The organism is Alcaligenes parafaecalis, from assembly GCF_026344135.1.
Classification (GTDB): Bacteria; Pseudomonadota; Gammaproteobacteria; order Burkholderiales; family Burkholderiaceae_B; genus Alcaligenes; species Alcaligenes parafaecalis.
The window spans coordinates 39637-58843 of record NZ_JAPKNA010000003.1 but is presented as its reverse complement, the minus strand read 5'-3'; the positions used below and the strand labels follow the sequence as shown (position 1 = coordinate 58843).

Below are 19207 nucleotides of genomic sequence, written 5' to 3'. Positions count from 1 at the left end.
CTTTGTGCGCTTTATGCACACTATGCTGGGACTTTAGCCTGATATCGCCTGCCCGATGATGCACAAGGCCTCACACAACTGCCGACGGCCACCGCGCTCAGCGATACTTGAGCTGCTCTTTCCCTGTTTCCAGACCGATGGTGCCCTTGCTGGCTCCACCTGATTGACCGTCTTTGATCTTCCCGGAGTACCTCTATGTCTGACAATCCCTCTTTCCATTGGGACGACCCTCTGCTGCTGAATCAGCAATTGAGCGATGAAGAACGTATGGTGCGCGATGCCGCACACGCCTATGCGCAGGAAAAGCTCTTGCCACGCGTGCTGGAAGCCTTCCGCCACGAACAGACCGACCCGGCCATCTTTGCCGAGATGGGCTCGCTGGGTTTGTTGGGAGCCACTATTCCTGAAGCCTACGGTGGCGCCGGTCTGAACTACGTCAGCTATGGTTTGATCGCCCGTGAAGTGGAGCGTGTGGATTCGGGCTACCGCTCCATGATGAGCGTGCAGTCCTCATTGGTGATGGTACCGATTTTTGAATTTGGCAGCGAAGAGCAGAAACAGAAATACCTGCCCAAGCTGGCCAGTGGCCAATGGATAGGTTGTTTTGGCTTGACTGAACCCAATCACGGTTCGGACCCCGGTGCCATGGAAAGCCGCGCCGTTAAAGTGGACGGTGGCTATCGCCTGAGCGGGAACAAGACCTGGATTACCAACTCCCCCATTGCCGATGTCTTTGTGGTCTGGGCCAAGGTGGTCGGTGGCGAGGATGACGGCAAGATTCGCGGTTTCATTCTGGAAAAAGGCATGAAGGGCCTGTCCACACCCGCCATTCACGGCAAGGTAGGCCTGCGCGCTTCGCTAACCGGCGAAATTGTCATGGCCGATGTGGACATTGCAGACAGCCAGATGCTGCCCCATGTCTCGGGCCTGCGTGGTCCCTTCACCTGCCTGAACTCTGCCCGCTTTGGTATTGCCTGGGGTGCTTTGGGCGCAGCCGAATCCTGCTGGCATACCGCTCGTCAGTACACCCTGGACCGCAAGCAGTTTGGCCGCCCCTTGGCCGCCAATCAGTTGATCCAGAAAAAGCTGGCCGATATGCAAACCGAGATTACGCTGGCGCTGCAAGGCTGCCTGCGTCTGGGACGCATGAAAGACGAAGGCACGGCTGCCGTCGAAATCACCTCCATCATGAAGCGCAACTCCTGCGGCAAGGCACTGGATATTGCTCGACTGGCACGCGACATGCTGGGCGGCAATGGGATCTCTGACGAGTTCGGCATTGCCCGCCACCTGGTCAATCTGGAAGTGGTGAACACCTACGAAGGCACCCACGATGTACACGCCCTGATTCTGGGTCGTGCACAAACCGGGATTCAGGCTTTCTTCTAATTCAGGTCGGGCCGGGGCAAAGCAAGAGACTTTGCCCTGGCCCCTTCAGAAGCAGCAGACAAAAAAACGTAGCGTGGGGTTTCTTTCCAGCCGCAAGGACATTTTCAAGATCAAAAGGACCCCGGAAAAAATCGGCAAGCTAGAGATAATGTTTGGTGGTCTTTTTATTCTTGTTCGGGCTTCAACTCAAACATGCTGGTAGCTTCCAGTTCCAGCACCAGTTCATCACGCTGATTAAACACATTCCAGTTCCAGCGAATGATGCCCAGGTCTGAACGGCTGCTGGACACGCGTTTGGAAGCGACAGTGGCTTCCAGACGGATGGAATCGCCAGCCCGCACAGGCAAGACCCAGCGAAGACGTTCCAGACCGGGCGAGCCAAAGGACTCGGAGTCATGCAAAGCAGAGTCCACAGCCATGCGCATGGTCTTGCCACAAGTGAGCCAGCCACTGGCAATCAAACCGCCCCAATGGCCTTCTTCGGCTTGCTTGTCATCAATATGAAAGGACTGCGGATCGTATTTCTGGGCAAAATCCAGCATCTCTTCGCGAGTCACAGGTACAAGTGGGTGATTGATGACCATACCCACTTCAAATTCAGCAAATTTCATGTTGTTGTGTAAGCAAAAAAGCCCCCACGCTACGTTTTCGGCTTGCTACCCCCGAGGGGGAGCTTTTTGCCGGGGGGCACCGAGCCTTGGGACGGCCCGGCGGCAAAAACAGATCGAGAGCGCCACTCTACCATCTCTGCAAAAATTTGCAGCACCCCGCCAGAATGCAGACAAAACAGCAGCAAAATGTCCACATCAGGGATCAGGATGGGCCTGCGTATGCGTCTCTGATCAATCTATGGCATAAAGAGAGTTTCCTAATTACTTCAGCGCCCCCTCTGTCCAGGGCTTCTGTACACAAGACGGCTATGACAACACTCGATTCCTCTGTGCAATTTGCGAGCCTGACTCAAGGCACCCAAGCTATTAATCTGGAATATCAACGTATTTTCCCAGAGCGGGAAACAGCCCCTTTGCTGGTGTTTCTGCACGAAGGTTTGGGCTCGATTGCAATGTGGAAAGACTGGCCTGCGCAGTTGTGTGAACAAACCGGCTGTAGTGGCCTGATGTATTCACGCTATGGCTATGGCCGCAGCACCCCGCGCCCGGACAATAGCCCGAAAGAGCCGGACTATCTGCACGAGCAGTCACTGGAAGTACTGCCGCAATTGCTGGAACAGTTGGGGGAAGATGGGAAGAAACGCCCGATTGTGCTGGTCGGTCACAGTGATGGCGGATCGATTGCGCTGCTGGCGGCCAGCGGCTTTAGCGACAAGCTGCAAGGCATTGTGGTGATGGCCCCGCACCTGTTTGTGGAAGATATTTCCCTGCGCGGTATTTTGGTGGCCCGCGAAGCCTACGAACAAGGCTTTCTGCGCGAACGTCTGGGCCGTTATCACGACAATGTGGAATCGGCTTTCTGGGGCTGGAACGCTACCTGGACAGATCCCCGGTTCCGCGACTGGAATATTGAAGAAGACGTTACCCGCATCACCTGCCCAATTCTGGCTATCCAGGGCGTGGATGATGAATACGGCACACTGGAACAAATCCGCCGCATCAAGGAGTTGGTGCCACACACCGAGCTGCTGGAACTGGAGCAGTGCGGACACCTGCCCTACCGGGATAAGGAAGCACAGGTGAACCAGGCGATTGTGGACTTTCTGAAGCAAACAGCTCGCCAAGCAGCGAACTCACTCCGTCCCTAAGGTCAGCCCTTAAAGCACACACACACTACTAAACAGCAGCCTTACTCAAAGGCTGCTGCTGCTCGGCCCAGGCGGTCATTGACCGCCTGCCAGGCTGGCGTAGTCGGGCACCGCTGCACCCAGATATGCTCGTACTGGCCTTGATCCAGACGACGCAGCATGGCGTACAAATCCTGGGCATAGACTTGCGCATCAGGACTGCATACATACCAATCGTGTACATCCGCCGAGAACGGCGGCAAGGTTGCAAAGGCCACCACAGCCTGCTTGCCCCCTTCAGCCAGGGCGGCCTGCACGGCAGGCGCACTGCCTTCATCAAATAAAGACAAAGGGGTACGGGGTGCGTAATGCGCTTTCAAGCTACCCGATACTTGTGGTGCTTGCTGATCCGGGCTGGCTGGCTCATAGCCGATCACCTCGGCAATCATGGCTGCCGTGATATGACCGGGCCGCAAAAGCACAGCACCGAGGCCTTGATGGGTACGCGACACGTCCACAATAGTGGACTCGATCCCCACTTCTGAAGAACCCGCTTCCACAATCAGCAGCTCGTCCGCGCTCATATCGGCAAATTCGTCACGCACATGGCTGGCCGCCGTGGGCGATACCTGACCAAATTTATTCGCTGATGGCGCTGCCACTCCAGCCTGCCCGCTAGGCTTGAGTTCCGCCATGCGTTTGAGCAAAGCCTGCGCGACCGGATGAGACGGGCAACGAATACCAATACTGCTTTGGCCACCACTAACCGTATCGGGGATAGCAGGGTTACGCGGCAGAATCAGGGTCAAAGGACCGGGCCAGAAAGCGTCAATCAATTGCTGCGCAAGGGCTGGGATCTCCGTCACCCAATAGCGCAGATCCGCCCCAGGAGCCACATGCACAATCAAAGGATGATTGGCTGGGCGTCCCTTGGCCTTGTAAATCAACTGCACAGCAGCCGGATTTTCTGCATCCGCACCCAAGCCGTAAACCGTCTCGGTCGGAAAGGCCACCAGCCCCCCTTGTGCCAGCACACGGGCAGCCTGCTCTATTTGCTGTTCAGAGGGGGTGTGGGGAGTATCAGTCATGGTCAAAAGCAATGAGCAAGGCAGCCGCGGCACGAGCCGTACGATCACGCACCTGCTGGTCGGACTCGCCCACAATATTGACGTGACCCATCTTGCGACCTATGCGGGCCTCGGTTTTACCGTACAGGTGCAAGGACACACCCGGTACGGCCAGCAAAGCCGCCCAATCCGGTTCACGCATCTGGCCTTGAGCATCAAACCAGATATCGCCCAGGATATTCAGCATCATGGATGGGCACAGCGCCTGGGTGTCACCCAAAGGCAAAGCGGCCATCACACGGGCCTGTTGTTCAAACTGGCTGGTGACGCAGGCGTTCATGGTGTAGTGACCACTATTGTGTGGACGAGGAGCCACCTCATTCGCCAGCAAACGGCCATCTTCCAGAATGAAAAATTCCACGCAAAGCACACCTACGTAATCCAGGGTGCGGGCAATGGCAGCCGCCGCCTGACGGGCCTGCTCGGACAAGACATCGTCCTGGAACTGGGCGCTAATCGTGGACACAGCCAAAATGCCATCACGGTGCTCGTTACGAGCACATGGAAAGGTTTTGACCTGATCGTCCAGACCACGGGCCAGGACAACCGAAATTTCGGACTTCAAAGGCTGCAAGGCTTCCAGCACACAGGCTTGGGAACCGAATTCCTTGAAGGCAGCCAGCGCCTGTTCACGGTCCGCCACACGGGCCTGCCCTTTACCGTCATAACCAAAGCGCGCCGTCTTCAGAATGCCGGGGAACAAGGCGCTATCGGCGGCTTGCACGTCTTCCAGGCTTTCAATGGCCGCATAGGGTGCCACTGGCACACCGGCTTGTGCGATAAAGGCTTTTTCACGGATACGATCCTGCACGATACCCACGGCATCACCCGAAGGCGTGACACGAGTGTGCTGGGCCAGGGTCAGCAGGGACTGTGCTGGTACGTTCTCGAACTCGGTACTGACGGCTTGGCACAGCTCCCCCAGTTGAACCAATGCTTGTGCATCATCGTAGGCAGCACAGATATGCAGATCCGCCACGGCACCAGCCGGGCTGTGAGTGTCGGGGTCCAGCACCGCCACTTTGTAGCCCAGGCTTTGAGCACTATGGCAGAACATGCGGCCCAGTTGGCCGCCTCCAATCATGCCCAGCCAGGAGCCAGGGACCAGTAGGACAGCATCAGTCATGGGGGTCATCATCACAAAATCAAATCAGGCAGTGGCAGGAGGAACGCGCATAGCTCGGGCGGCCTCAGTCTGGCGGGCACGGTACGCAATCAGTTTTTCAGTCAGGACCGTATCGTTGACGGCCAGATTGGCAATAACATGCAGCGCGGCATTAGCGGCACCCGCTTCACCAATGGCGAAGGTAGCAACCGGCACGCCCTTGGGCATTTGCACAATCGACAGCAGGGAGTCCTCACCGCGCAGGTAACGCGAAGGCACGGGTACGCCAAACACAGGCAAGTGTGTCAGGGCAGCCAGCATGCCGGGCAAATGAGCCGCCCCGCCTGCTCCCGCAATAATGGCTTTCAGGCCACGGGCTGGCGCCTGGGCACCGTAATCCACCATGTCAATCGGCATGCGGTGGGCAGAGACCACACGGCACTCGTAAGACACGCCAAATTCATCCAGAATGGCCACGGCCTGGCTCATGACATCCCAGTCGCTGGAGGAACCCATCACAATGCCGACGGTGGGGGTCGCAGGAGTTTGTACGCTCATCAGAGATACGCCCTAAAAGGAAGAAGGCGCCATGCTGCCAGGCGCCTTGGTAAATAGAAAATCCGAGCTACTGCCCGTTCACGCTGTCAGGCGCTCCAGCGCTTCGCGATATTTGTCAGCGGTGCGCTCAGCCACTTCAGCAGGCAAGCGAGGGGCAGGTGGCGTCTTGTCCCAAACCTGGGTTTCCAGCCAATCACGCACAAATTGCTTGTCGTAGGACGGTGGGCTGATGCCTTCGGCATAGCTGTCGGCTGGCCAGAAACGCGAGGAATCCGGAGTCAGCACTTCGTCCATCAAATGCAGTTGGCCTTGATCATCCAGACCGAACTCAAACTTGGTGTCAGCGATCAGGATGCCACGGCTGGCGGCGTAGTCAGCGGCTTCGGTGTACAGACGCAAGGTCACATCACGAATCTGCTCAGCCAGCTCCTGGCCCACTTCCTTGACCACGTGCGCAAAATCCACGTTCTCGTCGTGCGAGCCCATTTCTGCTTTGGCAGCCGGTGTAAACAGCACGTGAGGCAGCTTGGCGGCTTGCTTCAAGCCAGCAGGCAAGGTGATACCACAAACAGCACCTGTCGCCTGGTAGTCTTTCCAGCCCGAACCAATCAGGTAACCACGAGCCACCGCTTCCACCATGATGGGCTTCAAGCGCTTGACCACCATGGAGCGGCCTTCGACTTGAGCACGCTCTTCAGGCGCCACCACATCAACCGGGTTCACGCCCGTCGTGTGATTAGGGATGATGTGTGCCAGCTTGTTCAGCCAGAATTCGGTCATCTGCGTCAAGACAGCGCCCTTGCCGGGAATGGGGTCGTCCAGAATCACGTCGAATGCCGAAATGCGATCACTGGCCACGATCAACAACTTATCCTCACCCACCGCATACATGTCCCGAACTTTGCCGCGCGCGAGTAGCGGCAAGGAGCTCAGGCTGGATTGATGTAAGGGCTCTTGCACGATTTCATCCTTAAAACGAAAACATCCCGCTGACTATGGATGCAGGCGGGACGACAATCCCGGCGCCTGCGGCACCGGGCAAAGACGCGGAACCGGGGCGGGCAGTCGTGCTGCCCACTCCTGCTCCGCCTGACAAAATTACTGAACGATCTGGGACAGCTCGCCGGTGCTGTACTGGCGGGCGATTTCCTGCAAAGGAATGGCCTTGATCTTGGAAGCCTGACCAGCAGCGCCGAATTCCTGGTAGCGGGCCACGCACACTTTCTTGGCGGCTTCGCGAGCAGGTTTCAGGTATTCGCGCGGGTCGAATTTCTCTGGGTTTTCAAACATGAAGCGACGGATGGCAGCGGTCATGGCCAAACGGATATCGGTGTCGATATTGACCTTGCGCACACCGTACTTGATGGCTTCCTGAATTTCTTCCACAGGCACGCCGTAGGTTTCTTTCATGTCGCCACCGAACTGGCGGATTTCAGCCAGCAGTTCCTGAGGCACGCTGGAGCTGCCGTGCATGACCAGGTGGGTGTTGGGCAAACGACGGTGAATTTCTTTCACACGCTCGATGGACAGGATGTCACCAGTAGGCTTGCGGGTGAACTTGTAAGCACCGTGGCTGGTGCCGATGGCGATAGCCAGCGCGTCCAGTTGAGTGCGGGTCACGAACTCAGCCGCTTGCTCAGGGTCGGTCAACAACTGATCCAGGGTCAAAACGCCGTCCGCACCGTGGCCGTCTTCCTTGTCGCCCTGCATGGTTTCCAGGGAACCCAGGCAACCCAGCTCGCCTTCAACGGTCACGCCCAGCTTGTGAGCCATGTCGACCACTTTGCGGGTCACTTCCACGTTGTATTCAAAGTCGGCAATGGTTTTGCCGTCTGGCAGCAAGGAGCCGTCCATCATTACGCTGGAGAAACCCAGGTCGATGGCGCCTTTGCAGATTTCGGGGGACTGGCCGTGATCCTGGTGCATCACCACAGGGATGTTGGGGTAGGACTCAACCGCAGCTTCGATCAGGTGACGCAGAAAATCGCCACCCGCGTACTTACGAGCACCCGCCGAAGCCTGCATGATGACGGGACTGTCCGTCTCCGAGGCGGCTTCCATAATGGCCTGGACCTGCTCCAGGTTATTGACGTTGAACGCTGGAATACCATAACCGTGCTCGGCCGCATGATCGAGCAGCTGGCGCATGGAAACTAGGGCCATGAAAAGACCTCCTGAAGACTAAAATAATTGAAAAACTTGGCTGGGCACGGTTCGTGTCCAGCCGATTGTTTGTTGAGCGTGTTAACTGGCGGTCCGACGCGCCGACTTGGGGCGGAACGCTTGCACCACATGCTCGTGAGTTTGTGCGTAGGGCCCGCCGATCAGGTCGATGCAATAAGGAACGGCTGCAAAAATACCGGGAACCAATACCTGTCCGGTTTCTGTATCCCGTAATCCTTCCAGTGTTTCCTGAATGGCTTTGGGCTGCCCAGGCAGATTGATAATCAGAGCAGCGTGGTCCTGAATTTCTCGGATGACCGCAACTTGCCGCGACAAAATCGCTGTTGGTACGAATTTTAAACTGATTTGGCGCATCTGTTCACCGAATCCGGGCATTTCGCGCGTTCCCGCGTCCAGAGTGGCCTCTGGCGTCACATCGCGACGGGCCGGGCCCGTGCCGCCGGTGGTCAGAATCAGGTCGCAACCGGCCTCGACCAACTCGATCAGGGTGCCGGTAATCTGGGCTCGCTCATCCGGAATCAGGCGCTCCAGATAGGCTGGCGCGACCGTCAAGGCGGAATCCAGCCAGCGGCGCAGCGCCGGTATACCTTGATCCTGGTACTGTCCGCTGGAGGCGCGATCCGAAACCGACACCAAGCCTATGCGCAATTGATCCGGATGTTCGCGAGAAGACTGTCGATTGAATGTCATGCTTTTCCTTGGAAGCGAAATAAACTACAGGCCCTTAACGGGCCTGCCAATAGCACGATTGTAACGAATCGCAGTGGCGCTTAAATACAACGGCCGCCATCTACCTCGATGCAGGTGCCGGTCACAAACTCGGCCTCATCGGAAGCCAGATACAGCGCAGCAGCAGCAACATCCTTGGGTGTGCAAAAACGGCCCAGCGGAATTCCCGCCAAAAAGCGGCTGCGGTTTTCGGGGGTATCGGGCATACCCATGAATTGTTCCAGCAATGCCGTGTCACCAATCACCGGGTTGATGCAGTTGACCCGAATATTGTCCGGACCCAATTCGGCTGCCATCCCCTTGCTGATCGTCACCACGGCACCTTTTGTGCCGTTGTACCAGACCAGACCGGGACGAGGCCGCAAAGCGGCAGTCGAGGCGATATTGATGAACGACCCCGAACCCTGAGCCCGCAAGTACGGCACAAAGTGTTTGGCACTCCAGTAAATGCTTTTCACATTGACGGCATAGACCAGATCGAACTCGCTTTCACTCACCTCCAGCAAAGGCTTGTTGCGGTGTGTGGTGCCTGCATTGTTCACCACAATGTGCAGCCCGCCGCATTCGCGCAGGGCAATATCCAACAGGGCATGAACTTCGTCCCCTTGCGAGACGTCGCAAGCGGCAAAAATGGCCTGACCGCCTTGTGCCTGAATCTGGGCGGCGGCTGCCTGCCCTTGCTCTGCATTCAGGTCAGCAATCAGTACACGCGCTCCTTCGCGTGCAAAGCGCTGTGCAATGCCCAGACCAAAACCCGAGGCACCGCCCGTCACGATAGCCACTTTGTCTTGCAATCGCATGTTTGTCTCCTTCTGCTTTTTTATATAGAAATGGCGGCTTTGCGCCGCCATGTAGAAATACGGTTTAGCGTTCAGCAGCCATGCTGCCAGAAAACGCCCGGCACCACAGCCGCGCTTACCCTAAAGACTCCTGTGATTAGTTGACTGCATGACGTAGAGCAACTGTTTTCAGACTGGTCAGGGCATACAAGGCCTCAAAGCCCTTTTCACGCCCGATGCCGGACTGCCCGGTGCCACCGAAAGGCAGCTCCACCCCGCCTGCTGCACCGTAGTTATTCACAAAGACCTGACCGGCCCGCAATTGCCGAGCCATGCGCACCTGACGGGCGCCATCACGGGTCCAAACTCCGGCCACCAGGCTATAAGGCGTGCCATTGGCCATGTCGATTGCTTCTTGCTCCGTGCCAAAAGGCTGAGCCACCAGCACAGGGCCAAAGATTTCTTCCTGCGCCAGACGATGTTCAACAGGCACATGCCCCAATAAAACAGGCACTTGGTAGAAGCCACCCGCCGGGGCTTTAGAATCCAGCTTGCCTTGAGCCAGCACCACAATGCCGTCCTTGTCCAGATTCTCCAGATAGGAACGGACCCGCGCCTGCTGCTGCGCACTGATCAGGGGACCGCAATCCAGATTGTCGCTGGCCGCCCCGGTCAGCAAGGCTTTGAAGGCTTCGGCCAGACGCTCGGTAAAGTCGCCATAAATAGCGCGCTGAATCAGCACCCGGCTGCCTGCCGAGCAAGTCTGCCCGGCATTTTGCACAATCGCATTGACGACCACAGGCAGAGCAGCGTCCAGATCCGCATCCGAGAACACGATTTGAGGAGACTTGCCGCCCAGTTCCAAGGTTACCGGCACAAAGTTCTGCGCGGCTTGCAAGGCCACCTGACGGCCTGTGCCGGGAGAGCCGGTAAAAGAAATATGGTTGATGCCGGTATGCGCCGCCAGGGCCTGGCCCGCCTCGCTGCCCAGGCCAGTACAAATATTCAGTACGCCGGAAGGCAAGCCAGCCTCGTGCAAGAGCTCTGCGACGCGCAGCAAGGACAGGCTGGCGTCTTCTGCCGGTTTGACTACGCAGGTATTACCGGCCGCCAAGGAGGCCGCCACGCTGCGGCCAAAGATCTGCAAAGGGTAATTCCAGGGAATGATATGCGCCGTCACCCCCAAGGGCTCGCGCAGGGTAAAGGCCGTCATCTCCCAGCCCAACGGGATGGTTTGACCATGCAGCTTGTCCACCGCCCCGGCATAAAACTCAAAATAGCGGACAATAGCGGCAGCATCGGACTGGGCCTGACGCAAAGGCTTGCCGGTATCACGCGACTCCAGCCGCGCCAGCTCCTCGCGCGCATCAGACAGGGTTCGGGCACAACGCAGCAGCAACTGGCTGCGCTGCGCCGCACTGAGGCGGCTCCACGGCCCCTGGCTGGCACGCCGGGCAGCCTGAACGGCCCAATCAATATCCACCTCGGACGATTGCGCCAAGCGGGCGAAGGTTTCGCCAGTGGAGGGGTCGATAACTGGTAGCAAACCACCGCCCTCCGCGCCAAGTTGCTGTCCGTCAATCCAATTGCGACACTCCATGACCGCCTCCAATGCTATTGTTATCTTCAGCCAATCGAGCTTTGCTCGAGATCATTCTACTCAAGGACCTGCTGCTTTGGACTCTCGACACCGTACTTTGCTTTTAGCTGGCGCTGGCGATCTGGGCACCCGCACCGGTAAGCTGGCCCGCCATCACGAATGGCCGGTTATTGGGCTGCGCCGTCATATCCCCCTGGAAGACAATAGCGGGATTGAATGGGTGGAAGCAGATCTGAGCGAGCCCACGTCCCTGCGTCTGAAACACCGCAAGATTACCCACGTACTCTACGCCGTCTCTCCCGACCAGCGTAGTCAGGCCGCTTACGAGCGCGTATTTCTGCAAGGTTTGGAAAATCTGCTCAACGAGCTGGACCTGAAAGCCCTGAAACGCTTTGTGTTTGTTTCATCCAGCGCGGTCTATGGCCCCTCCAACGAGTGGGTGGACGAGAACTCACCAACCGAGCCGACGCAATTCAATGGACAAGTGCTGCTGGAGGCCGAGCAACTGCTGCACCACCGCATCCCTGCCCAGGCCGTCGTCATCCGCCCTAGCGGCCTGTACGGGCCAGGGCGTACCCAATTACTGGATCGCCTGCGTGAAGGCCGTGCGACCGTGCCAGACGACCCGGAACACTGGGCCAACCGCCTGCATATAGAAGATGCCGCGCGTGCCTGCTGGCATTTGCTGCGTACTCCTGCACCCTTCCCCTGCTATATAGGCACGGACAGCCGCCCTTACCGGATCACTGAACTGTATGACGGCTTGGCGGATCTGCTGGAAGTGGCTCACCCCGAACGGCGACAATCCAACGAGGGTGGCAAGCGCCTGAGCAACCAGCGACTGCTGGATAGCGGGTTTCAACTGGACTGGCCGGATGCTCTGCAAGGGTATGCGCAGTTGATTAAAGATGGGGCGTGAACAAAGTCTGCCGCTTTGGGTCTCGTAGTTTGATGCCACCGGAGTGACTCGGACCCGCCTGCATTTATTAACTACTTAATACAGCCAGGCGGTAACCAAGAAAAAAGCCAGTCAACCTCTGTTGACTGGCTTTTTTCCTTATGCAGCAAAGACTAACTTAAGCCTTGTCTTCCAATGCAGCTACAGCAGGCAAGCGCTTGCCTTCCAGGAATTCCAGGAATGCGCCGCCGCCAGTGGAGATGTAGTCTACATCGTCACCAATATTGAACTGGGCAATCGCAGCCAGGGTGTCGCCACCGCCAGCAATCGAGAATGCCTTGGAGCCTGCAATCGCGCGCGACAGGGTTTCGGTGCCTTGTGCAAAGGCCGGGAACTCGAACACGCCCAGCGGGCCGTTCCAGACCACGGTGCCAGCCTTGGCAATGATGTCTGCGATCTGCTGAGCCGTTTGCGGGCCCACATCCAGAATCAAATCATCCTCTTGCACCTGATCTGCTGATTTGGTTTCAGCAACTGCATCTGCCGCAAAGGACTTGGCGCACACCACATCCACTGGGATAGGTACTTCAGCACCGCGCTCTTTCATGATGCGGATAACTTCGCGAGCCTCTTCCAACTGGCTTTCTTCCACCAGGGATTTGCCCACAGACAAGCCACTAGCCATCATGAAGGTGTTGGCAATGCCGCCACCGACCACTAGCTGGTCAACTTTTTCAGCCAAAGCGCGCAGGATGGACAGTTTGGTCGACACCTTGGCACCGCCCACAATCGCCACCAGAGGACGGGCGGGCTGGTTCAGGGCACGGCCCAGAGCCTTCAACTCGGCTTCCAGCAAAGGACCGGCGCACGCCACAGGGGCAAAACGGGCGATACCTTCGGTGGTCGCTTCAGCACGGTGAGCCGTACCGAAGGCGTCGTTTACGTAAACGTCACACAAGGCCGCCATTTTGCGAGCCAATTCGGGTTCGTTCTTCTTCTCGCCCACATTGCAGCGGCAGTTCTCCAGCAAGACCACCTGACCGGGCGACACTTGCACGCCATCCAGCCAATTGCGACGCAGCTCAACTGGCATGCCCAACAATTCGGACAAACGCTGCACCACAGGTTCCAGCGAATCCACAGGCTGGCACTCGCCTTCTTTGGGGCGACCCAGGTGAGACGTGACCATTACTGCAGCACCGGCATCCAGCGCCATGCGAATGGCAGGCACCGAGGCACGCACACGCGTGTCTTCGGTAATACGTCCGTCTTGCAGGGGGACATTCAGATCAGAGCGGATAAACACCCGCTTGCCTCGCAGCGCGTCCGTTTCGGCCAGCGCAGACAAGGTCTTGATGCTTGTAGACATGATTTTTTGTTCTGGGAATTAACGTGACAGGGGCGGGAAATCCCGCCCCTGCTATTCAGATCTTACTTGGCCGACATCAGTGCGATGGTGCTGTCGAGCATACGAATGGAGAAGGCCCATTCGTTGTCGTACCAGGCAGCCACTTTAACCATATTGCCGCCGGTAACTTTGGTCAGCAGGGAATCAACCGTGCTGGAAGCGGTGGTGTGGTTGAAGTCGATGGACACCAGAGGTTCGGTGCAGTAGTCCAGAATGCCCTTCATGGCGCCTTCCGAAGCCGCCTTCAGGATGCCATTCACTTCTTCAACGCTGGTGTTGCGGCTGGCCACGAAGGTCAGGTCAACCATGGACACGTTGATAGTAGGAACGCGCACGGCGTAACCGTCCAGCTTGCCATTCAGTTCTGGCAGCACCAGACCCACGGCAGCAGCGGCACCGGTCTTGGTTGGGATCATGCTGCTGGTAGCCGAACGGGCACGGCGCATGTCCTTGTGACGCACGTCAGTCAGAACCTGGTCGTTCGTGTACGCGTGAATGGTGGTCATCAGACCGCTGACCACGCCCAGTTCCTTGTGCAAAGGAGCAACCAAGGGAGCCAGGCAGTTGGTGGTGCACGATGCGTTAGAGATAACGGTGTCGGTACTCTTCAGAATGTCGTGGTTCACACCGTACACGATGGTGGCGTCCACATCTTTGCCACCGGGGGCCGAGATGATGACTTTCTTGGCACCGGCTTGAATGTGCTCACCAGCTTTTTCCTTGGTGGTGAAAGCGCCGGTACATTCCAGCACCACATCCACACCCAGTTCAGCCCAAGGCAGGGTCAGCGCATCGCGCTGGCTCAGCAGGCGGATACGGTCGCCGTTGACCACCAGGTAGTCGCCATCCAGCGACACATCGGCGTTGAAACGGCCATGCACGGAGTCATAGCGAGTCAGGTGTTCGTTGATCTCGGCACCGCCCGAGGCGTTGATGGCCACGATCTCGATATCGTGTTTTTTGCCGTACTCGTAGTGGGCACGCAAGATCATGCGGCCGATACGACCATAACCATTGATTGCGACGCGAATCGTCATATCAGACTCCAATTACAAAATTTCTTGAACGGCCTCAGCGACCTTCTCTGCTGTCAGACCAAAATGCTTGAACAGGACGCCAGCCGGAGCAGATTCACCGTAGGTATCAATACCCACCACGGCGCCTTCCAGGCCCACGTACTTGAACCACAGCCCTGTCGTACCGGCTTCAACCGCAACACGCGGGATACCGGGAGTCAAAACTTGATCACGCCACTGTTTGTCCTGGGCGTCGAACAGGTTGGTACAAGGCATGGACACCACGCGGGTCGCAATACCTTGCTGAGCCAGTTGTTCCTGAGCTTGCAGAGCCAAACCGATTTCCGAGCCGGTTGCCATGATGATGGCGCGCGCATCTTGCGCGTCACGCAGCACGTAGCCACCACGACGGATGTTCTGAATGGTTTGCGCATCGCGCTCGACGAATGGCAAATTCTGGCGCGACAAGAGCAAGGCGCTAGGACCACCGTTCTGTACGTCCATGCCAATGCTGGTAGGACGCTCGACCGAGCAGGCCCAGGCCACGGCAGTTTCCGTGGTGTCGCAAGGACGCCAGACGTGCAGGTTGGGGATCAGGCGCAGGCTGTTGGCGTGCTCGATGGACTGGTGCGTAGGACCGTCTTCGCCCAGACCGATGGAGTCGTGGGTGAATACGTGCACAACACGCTGCTTCATCAGGGCAGCCATACGGATGGCATTGCGCGAGTAGTCGGAGAAAGTCAGGAAGGTGCCGCCAAAAGGCAGGTAACCACCGTGCAGAGCCAGACCATTCATGATGGCGGCCATACCGAATTCACGCACACCGTAGTTGATGTGGCGACCAAAATGCACACCGTCGGCGTGGGCGCGAACGGCTTCGGCACCCTTCCAGTCGGTGAAGTTCGAGCCGGTCAGGTCCGCCGAGCCGCCCAGCATTTCTGGCAGCACATTGACCAAGGCACTGATTGCCAATTGCGAGGCTTTACGCGATGCAATGGTTTCCGCTTTCTGAGCAGTTTCTTCAATAAAGGCCTGTACTTTGGCGCTGTAGTCGGCAGGCAGTTCGCCTTTCAAACGACGGGCCAGTTCGGCGGCCAATTCAGGGTAAGCCTGGCTGTAGGCGTCAAAACGCTTTTGCCATTCCGCCTGCTGAGCACCGCCTTTTTCGCGGCAATCCCAGCCTTGGTAGACTTCCTGAGGAATTTCAAACGGACCGTGGTTCCAGTCCAGCGCGGCACGGGTGGCGGCGATTTCATCAGCACCCAGAGGAGCACCGTGGACTTTCTCGGAACCAGCAGCGTTAGGAGCGCCCTTACCGATCACGGTACGGCAGCAAATCAGGGTAGGACCCGTGCCCTCTTTCGCGTTGCGGCGAGCCTGTTCAATCGCGTTGTGGATCGAAGCGGCATCGTGGCCGTCAACGGCGCGGATCACATTCCAGCCGTAGCTTTCAAAACGAGCGGGAGTGTCGTCACCAAACCAGTTCTCGACCTTACCGTCGATGGAGATGCCGTTGTCGTCGTACATCACGACCAGTTTGGACAGTTTCCAGGTACCGGCCAGAGAGCAAGCCTCGTGCGAGATACCTTCCATCAGACAGCCGTCGCCAGCAAAAACCCAGGTCAGGTGATCGACCACATCGTGGCCTTCGCGGTTGAACTCGCGCGCCAGCAAGGCTTCAGCCAGTGCAAAACCAACGGCATTGCCCAGACCCTGGCCCAAAGGACCCGTGGTGGTTTCCACACCCGAGGTAATACCCACTTCAGGGTGGCCCGGCGTGCGCGAATGCATCTGACGGAAGTTGCGCAGCTCGTCCATGGGCAGGTCGTAGCCGCTAAGGTGCAACAAAGCGTAGATCAGCATGGAACCGTGGCCGTTTGACAACACAAAACGGTCGCGATCAAACCAGGCAGGGTCGGCAGGGTTGTGTTTCAGATGTCGGGACCAGAGAACCTGGGCGATATCGGCCATGCCCATAGGCGCACCGGGGTGGCCCGAATTAGCTTGTTGCACGGCATCCATAGACAAGGCACGGATGGCATTGGCAAGGGTTTTATCAGAGGCTGACGCAATATCCATTAGAAGCTCATTGGGGCGGCGGCGCGACAATTCCGGCTAGCGGACGGCTCACGGCCCTGATTAGTTTATAAAACGCGCTATTTTAGCATCGCTGGCGCCAAATCGGCCCCACTAGACCTAGGGCCTTGCGCTTTCGTCCCCAAGCTCGGGTACGGTATGCTTGTGCGGTTTTTTATGCTTGATGGTGTCTTGATATGGCCACTCCCCGTTTCTACTCCCCCTGTGCCCTGACGGCCGACACTGAGGTCGCCCTGCCCGAAGCACTGGCGCATCACGCCATTCGGGTCCTGCGATTGAAGGACGGCCAGGACATCGTGCTGTTTGATGGACAGGGAACGGAATATCCGGCCACCTTGCGCATCGACGGCAAGAAAGGCTATGCCGATCTGGGTGCGGCCCAGACCCCAGAGCGTGAACTGGCTGGCCGCATCACCGTGCTGCAAGGCATTGCCTCCAGCGACAAGATGGACTGGATTATCGAAAAAGCGGTGGAAATGGGCGTCAGTCGTTTCGTCCCGATTCGGGCGCAGCGCAGCGTGCTTCAACTTAATGCAGAGCGACAGGTCAAGCGCATGAGCCATTGGCAACGAGTTATTGAATCGGCCAGCGAGCAATGTGGCCGCAACCGCCTCATGGAACTGACCGCGCCGCTGAGCTTGGCTGAGTATTTTCGCGAGGCCGAAACCGGCCTACATCTATTTTGTGATCCCGATGCGCCCAAACAGTTGGCGCAAGCCATTGGGCCGCAAGATCAGGCCATGACGATATTGATTGGCCCCGAGGGCGGTTGGTCGCCCGAAGAACAAGAGCTGGCACTACGTGCCCAGGCTCAGGCGATTCGTTTCGGGCACCGCGTGCTGCGAACCGAAACCGCCGCCTTGGCGCTGACAGCAGCGATCAGCGCCTTGCAAGGCTGGGAATAAGGCTTATTCCTCGTCCTGGCTGGAGTAGGAAGCAGGGGTCTCACCCGGTTCAGGGTCAGGATGCTTGCCAGCGTGCAGAACGGCACATACAAACAGGCGCTCGTTATTCGAGGCCCAGGCTTGCACATCTTCACACACACCCAAAATAGCCTGGGCGTCTTTTTCCAATGCAGGATCACCACTGTGCAGATTGTCCAGCCACAGGGCCAGGCCTGCTTTCTGATCCAGCACGGTGTCACACAGGCAATCGTAGAGCGCATCCAGATTGCCACCAAAAAATTCAGGGTAATCGACAGCCTTGGCGACTGCTCGCAGCACAGCAGAACGATTGCGCGCACGATCGCAACTTACTTCCAGGGCGGTAAGCCCCTGGTCCTGTGCCTGCTCCAGAAAATCAGCAGCCGTCAGGCCCGTTGCGTCGAGCACACCGCCTTGTTGCAAAGCTTCTTGCAAAGTCAGGGATTGGCTCATCAGGACGCTTCCTTAAAAAACGCTAACACTTCTTCACGACGACTCATGGTATCGGTCTTTCCTAACTCGATCAGCTCTTGGGTGTAGCCGGACTCGAATAACAAGTATGAAATTAATGCGCCGCCTGTGGTCGGACCGGACTTTGAAGATACACCAAGTACTCGAAATAGGGTACGTGCAGCAGTTGGCATCTGATGAATATGCCGGGTGGCAATTTCATCCAGCGAGCGGCTGGGAGTGATGGCAAACGTGCTGACAGGACGCAGCGATTGGCTTTGTAATACATTTGCAGGCATATAGGCAAGCAATGTATTGATGCGTTCCATACGCTCAATATCCGTTGACACACTATCGAGGAATATGTTGGATAAAGCATAGCCACTGATCTGCGCCAAAGAGGGGTATGGCGGATCTTTGCATTCCTGCTCGTGATAAGTGTTGTCCGCGTATCCGGTGCCCACAATCAGCACCTTGTGCGCCCCCAGATGAATGGCCGGGCTGATGGGGGCCAACTGACGCATCGTCCCGTCCCCGCACCACTGGGTTTGCTTGCTCACTTGCAGGGACTGGGCCGGAAACATGAAGGGAATCGCACTGGAGGCCATCAGGTGGTCCACCCCGATCACCCCAGGGATGGCACGGCGCAGATTGCGGGACCAGGGCCGGATACGCTCGTCGGACTGGTAGAAAGTCAGGTGCTCGCCCGTGGTGTAAGCCGCAGCCGTAATCGCCAGCGCTCCCACATGCTGCTGGGCCAGATTGCGCTGCAAACGATCGAAGTCCAGGCTCTCTTCCAGCAGGTCGCGCAACGGTGAATTGTCCAGCATGGAGTGCGGCACATGGTCACGCAGACGCGGGGCCAGCCAGCCCAAGGCCAGCGTGGCCACCCAGTGCACACTGGTCGCCAGCAACTGCAAAGGGTCAGCATGAAAAATATCGTTGGTGCGCAACGAGCCCCATAGCTGTTGTATATGGTCGACAGCCTCGTGAGGCTTGTCAGCGCGGCAAGCTAATCCGGCAGCATTGATGGAGCCTGCCGAAGAGCCACAAATAATATCGAAGGGATTGCGAAACTGAGGGTTGCGATCAGCGTCCAGCAGCTCCAGCAAACCGGCCAACACCCCGGCCTGATACGCACCGCGCGCACCGCCCCCATTCAAAATTAATGCCACAGGAGCGGGAGAGCGCTGGATCATGATAAGT

18 protein-coding genes are annotated in these 19207 nt (G+C 57.6%); 4 read left to right on the top strand and 14 right to left on the bottom strand.

Annotated elements, in window-relative coordinates; translation table 11 throughout:
- Positions 1–195 precede the first annotated feature (195 nt).
- Positions 196–1389: an acyl-CoA dehydrogenase gene (locus tag OSH09_RS10860; protein ID WP_266120992.1), complete on the top strand. Its 1194-nt coding sequence runs from the start codon at positions 196–198 to the stop codon at positions 1387–1389.
- Between the two features lie 164 nt (positions 1390–1553).
- Here the strand turns inward: OSH09_RS10860 and OSH09_RS10855 are convergent, their stop codons facing one another.
- A complete protein-coding gene (locus OSH09_RS10855; RefSeq protein WP_207873375.1) occupies positions 1554–2000 on the bottom strand; it encodes a MaoC family dehydratase in 447 nt (148 codons plus the stop codon).
- A 308-nt stretch (positions 2001–2308) separates the two neighbouring features.
- Here OSH09_RS10855 and OSH09_RS10850 point away from each other — a divergent pair, with 308 nt between their 5' ends.
- A complete protein-coding gene (locus OSH09_RS10850) occupies positions 2309–3148 on the top strand; it encodes an alpha/beta fold hydrolase (RefSeq protein ID WP_266120991.1) in 840 nt (279 codons plus the stop codon).
- A gap of 41 nt (positions 3149–3189) precedes the next feature.
- Here OSH09_RS10850 and OSH09_RS10845 read toward each other — a convergent pair whose 3' ends face one another.
- The 8 genes from OSH09_RS10845 to OSH09_RS10810 form a co-directional block, all read right to left on the bottom strand.
- On the bottom strand, positions 3190–4215 hold the full coding sequence (locus OSH09_RS10845) for an L-threonylcarbamoyladenylate synthase (protein ID WP_266120990.1): 1026 nt from the start codon (positions 4213–4215) through the stop codon (positions 3190–3192).
- Positions 4208–5380 carry a 5-(carboxyamino)imidazole ribonucleotide synthase gene (locus tag OSH09_RS10840; protein WP_243430217.1) on the bottom strand — a complete coding sequence of 391 codons (1173 nt, stop codon included), beginning with the start codon at positions 5378–5380 and terminating at the stop codon, positions 4208–4210. Before OSH09_RS10840 ends, OSH09_RS10845 begins: the two co-directional genes overlap by 8 nt.
- Positions 5381–5404: 24 nt before the next feature.
- Positions 5405–5917: a 5-(carboxyamino)imidazole ribonucleotide mutase gene (gene purE / locus OSH09_RS10835; protein WP_207873372.1), complete on the bottom strand. Its 513-nt coding sequence runs from the start codon at positions 5915–5917 to the stop codon at positions 5405–5407.
- 78 nt (positions 5918–5995) lie between these two features.
- Entirely contained in the window at positions 5996–6877 is an 882-nt protein-coding gene (locus OSH09_RS10830) for a phosphoribosylaminoimidazolesuccinocarboxamide synthase (protein WP_009455127.1), read from the bottom strand.
- 138 nt (positions 6878–7015) lie between these two features.
- On the bottom strand, positions 7016–8080 hold the full coding sequence (gene fba, locus OSH09_RS10825; RefSeq protein ID WP_207873371.1) for a class II fructose-bisphosphate aldolase: 1065 nt from the start codon (positions 8078–8080) through the stop codon (positions 7016–7018).
- 81 nt (positions 8081–8161) lie between these two features.
- Positions 8162–8791: a molybdopterin adenylyltransferase gene (gene mog / locus OSH09_RS10820; protein ID WP_207873370.1), complete on the bottom strand. Its 630-nt coding sequence runs from the start codon at positions 8789–8791 to the stop codon at positions 8162–8164.
- A gap of 80 nt (positions 8792–8871) precedes the next feature.
- On the bottom strand, positions 8872–9630 hold the full coding sequence (locus tag OSH09_RS10815; RefSeq protein WP_207873369.1) for an SDR family oxidoreductase: 759 nt from the start codon (positions 9628–9630) through the stop codon (positions 8872–8874).
- 136 nt (positions 9631–9766) lie between these two features.
- Positions 9767–11209, bottom strand: a complete 1443-nt coding sequence (locus OSH09_RS10810; protein WP_266120989.1) for an aldehyde dehydrogenase family protein — start codon at positions 11207–11209, stop codon at positions 9767–9769.
- Here OSH09_RS10810 and OSH09_RS10805 point away from each other — a divergent pair.
- Complete coding sequence (locus OSH09_RS10805) at positions 11208–12128, top strand: NAD-dependent epimerase/dehydratase family protein (protein WP_376912312.1); 921 nt, start codon at positions 11208–11210, stop codon at positions 12126–12128. The two genes, OSH09_RS10810 and OSH09_RS10805, sit on opposite strands and share 2 nt — an antisense overlap.
- 157 nt (positions 12129–12285) lie before the next feature.
- Here the strand turns inward: OSH09_RS10805 and OSH09_RS10800 are convergent, their stop codons facing one another.
- The 3 genes from OSH09_RS10800 to tkt form a co-directional block, all read right to left on the bottom strand.
- Positions 12286–13476, bottom strand: a complete 1191-nt coding sequence (locus tag OSH09_RS10800) for a phosphoglycerate kinase (RefSeq protein ID WP_279382244.1) — start codon at positions 13474–13476, stop codon at positions 12286–12288.
- Positions 13477–13538: 62 nt separating this feature from the next.
- Entirely contained in the window at positions 13539–14552 is a 1014-nt protein-coding gene (gap, locus tag OSH09_RS10795; protein ID WP_153229192.1) for a type I glyceraldehyde-3-phosphate dehydrogenase, read from the bottom strand.
- 12 nt (positions 14553–14564) lie between these two features.
- The gene (tkt, locus tag OSH09_RS10790) at positions 14565–16610 is read right to left on the bottom strand and encodes a transketolase (RefSeq protein ID WP_266120988.1); all 2046 of its coding nucleotides are present in this window, start codon (positions 16608–16610) and stop codon (positions 14565–14567) included.
- Between the two features lie 194 nt (positions 16611–16804).
- Here tkt and OSH09_RS10785 point away from each other — a divergent pair, with 194 nt between their 5' ends.
- The gene (locus tag OSH09_RS10785) at positions 16805–17533 is read left to right on the top strand and encodes a 16S rRNA (uracil(1498)-N(3))-methyltransferase (RefSeq protein WP_266120987.1); all 729 of its coding nucleotides are present in this window, start codon (positions 16805–16807) and stop codon (positions 17531–17533) included.
- 3 nt (positions 17534–17536) lie between these two features.
- Here OSH09_RS10785 and OSH09_RS10780 read toward each other — a convergent pair whose 3' ends face one another.
- Entirely contained in the window at positions 17537–18004 is a 468-nt protein-coding gene (locus OSH09_RS10780; RefSeq protein WP_207873364.1) for a barstar family protein, read from the bottom strand.
- Positions 18004–19200, bottom strand: coding sequence for a patatin-like phospholipase family protein (locus tag OSH09_RS10775; RefSeq protein WP_266120986.1), 1197 nt, complete (start codon positions 19198–19200; stop codon positions 18004–18006). The genes OSH09_RS10780 and OSH09_RS10775 overlap by 1 nt, the downstream gene beginning before the upstream one ends.
- Between the last annotated feature and the right edge of the window lie 7 nt (positions 19201–19207).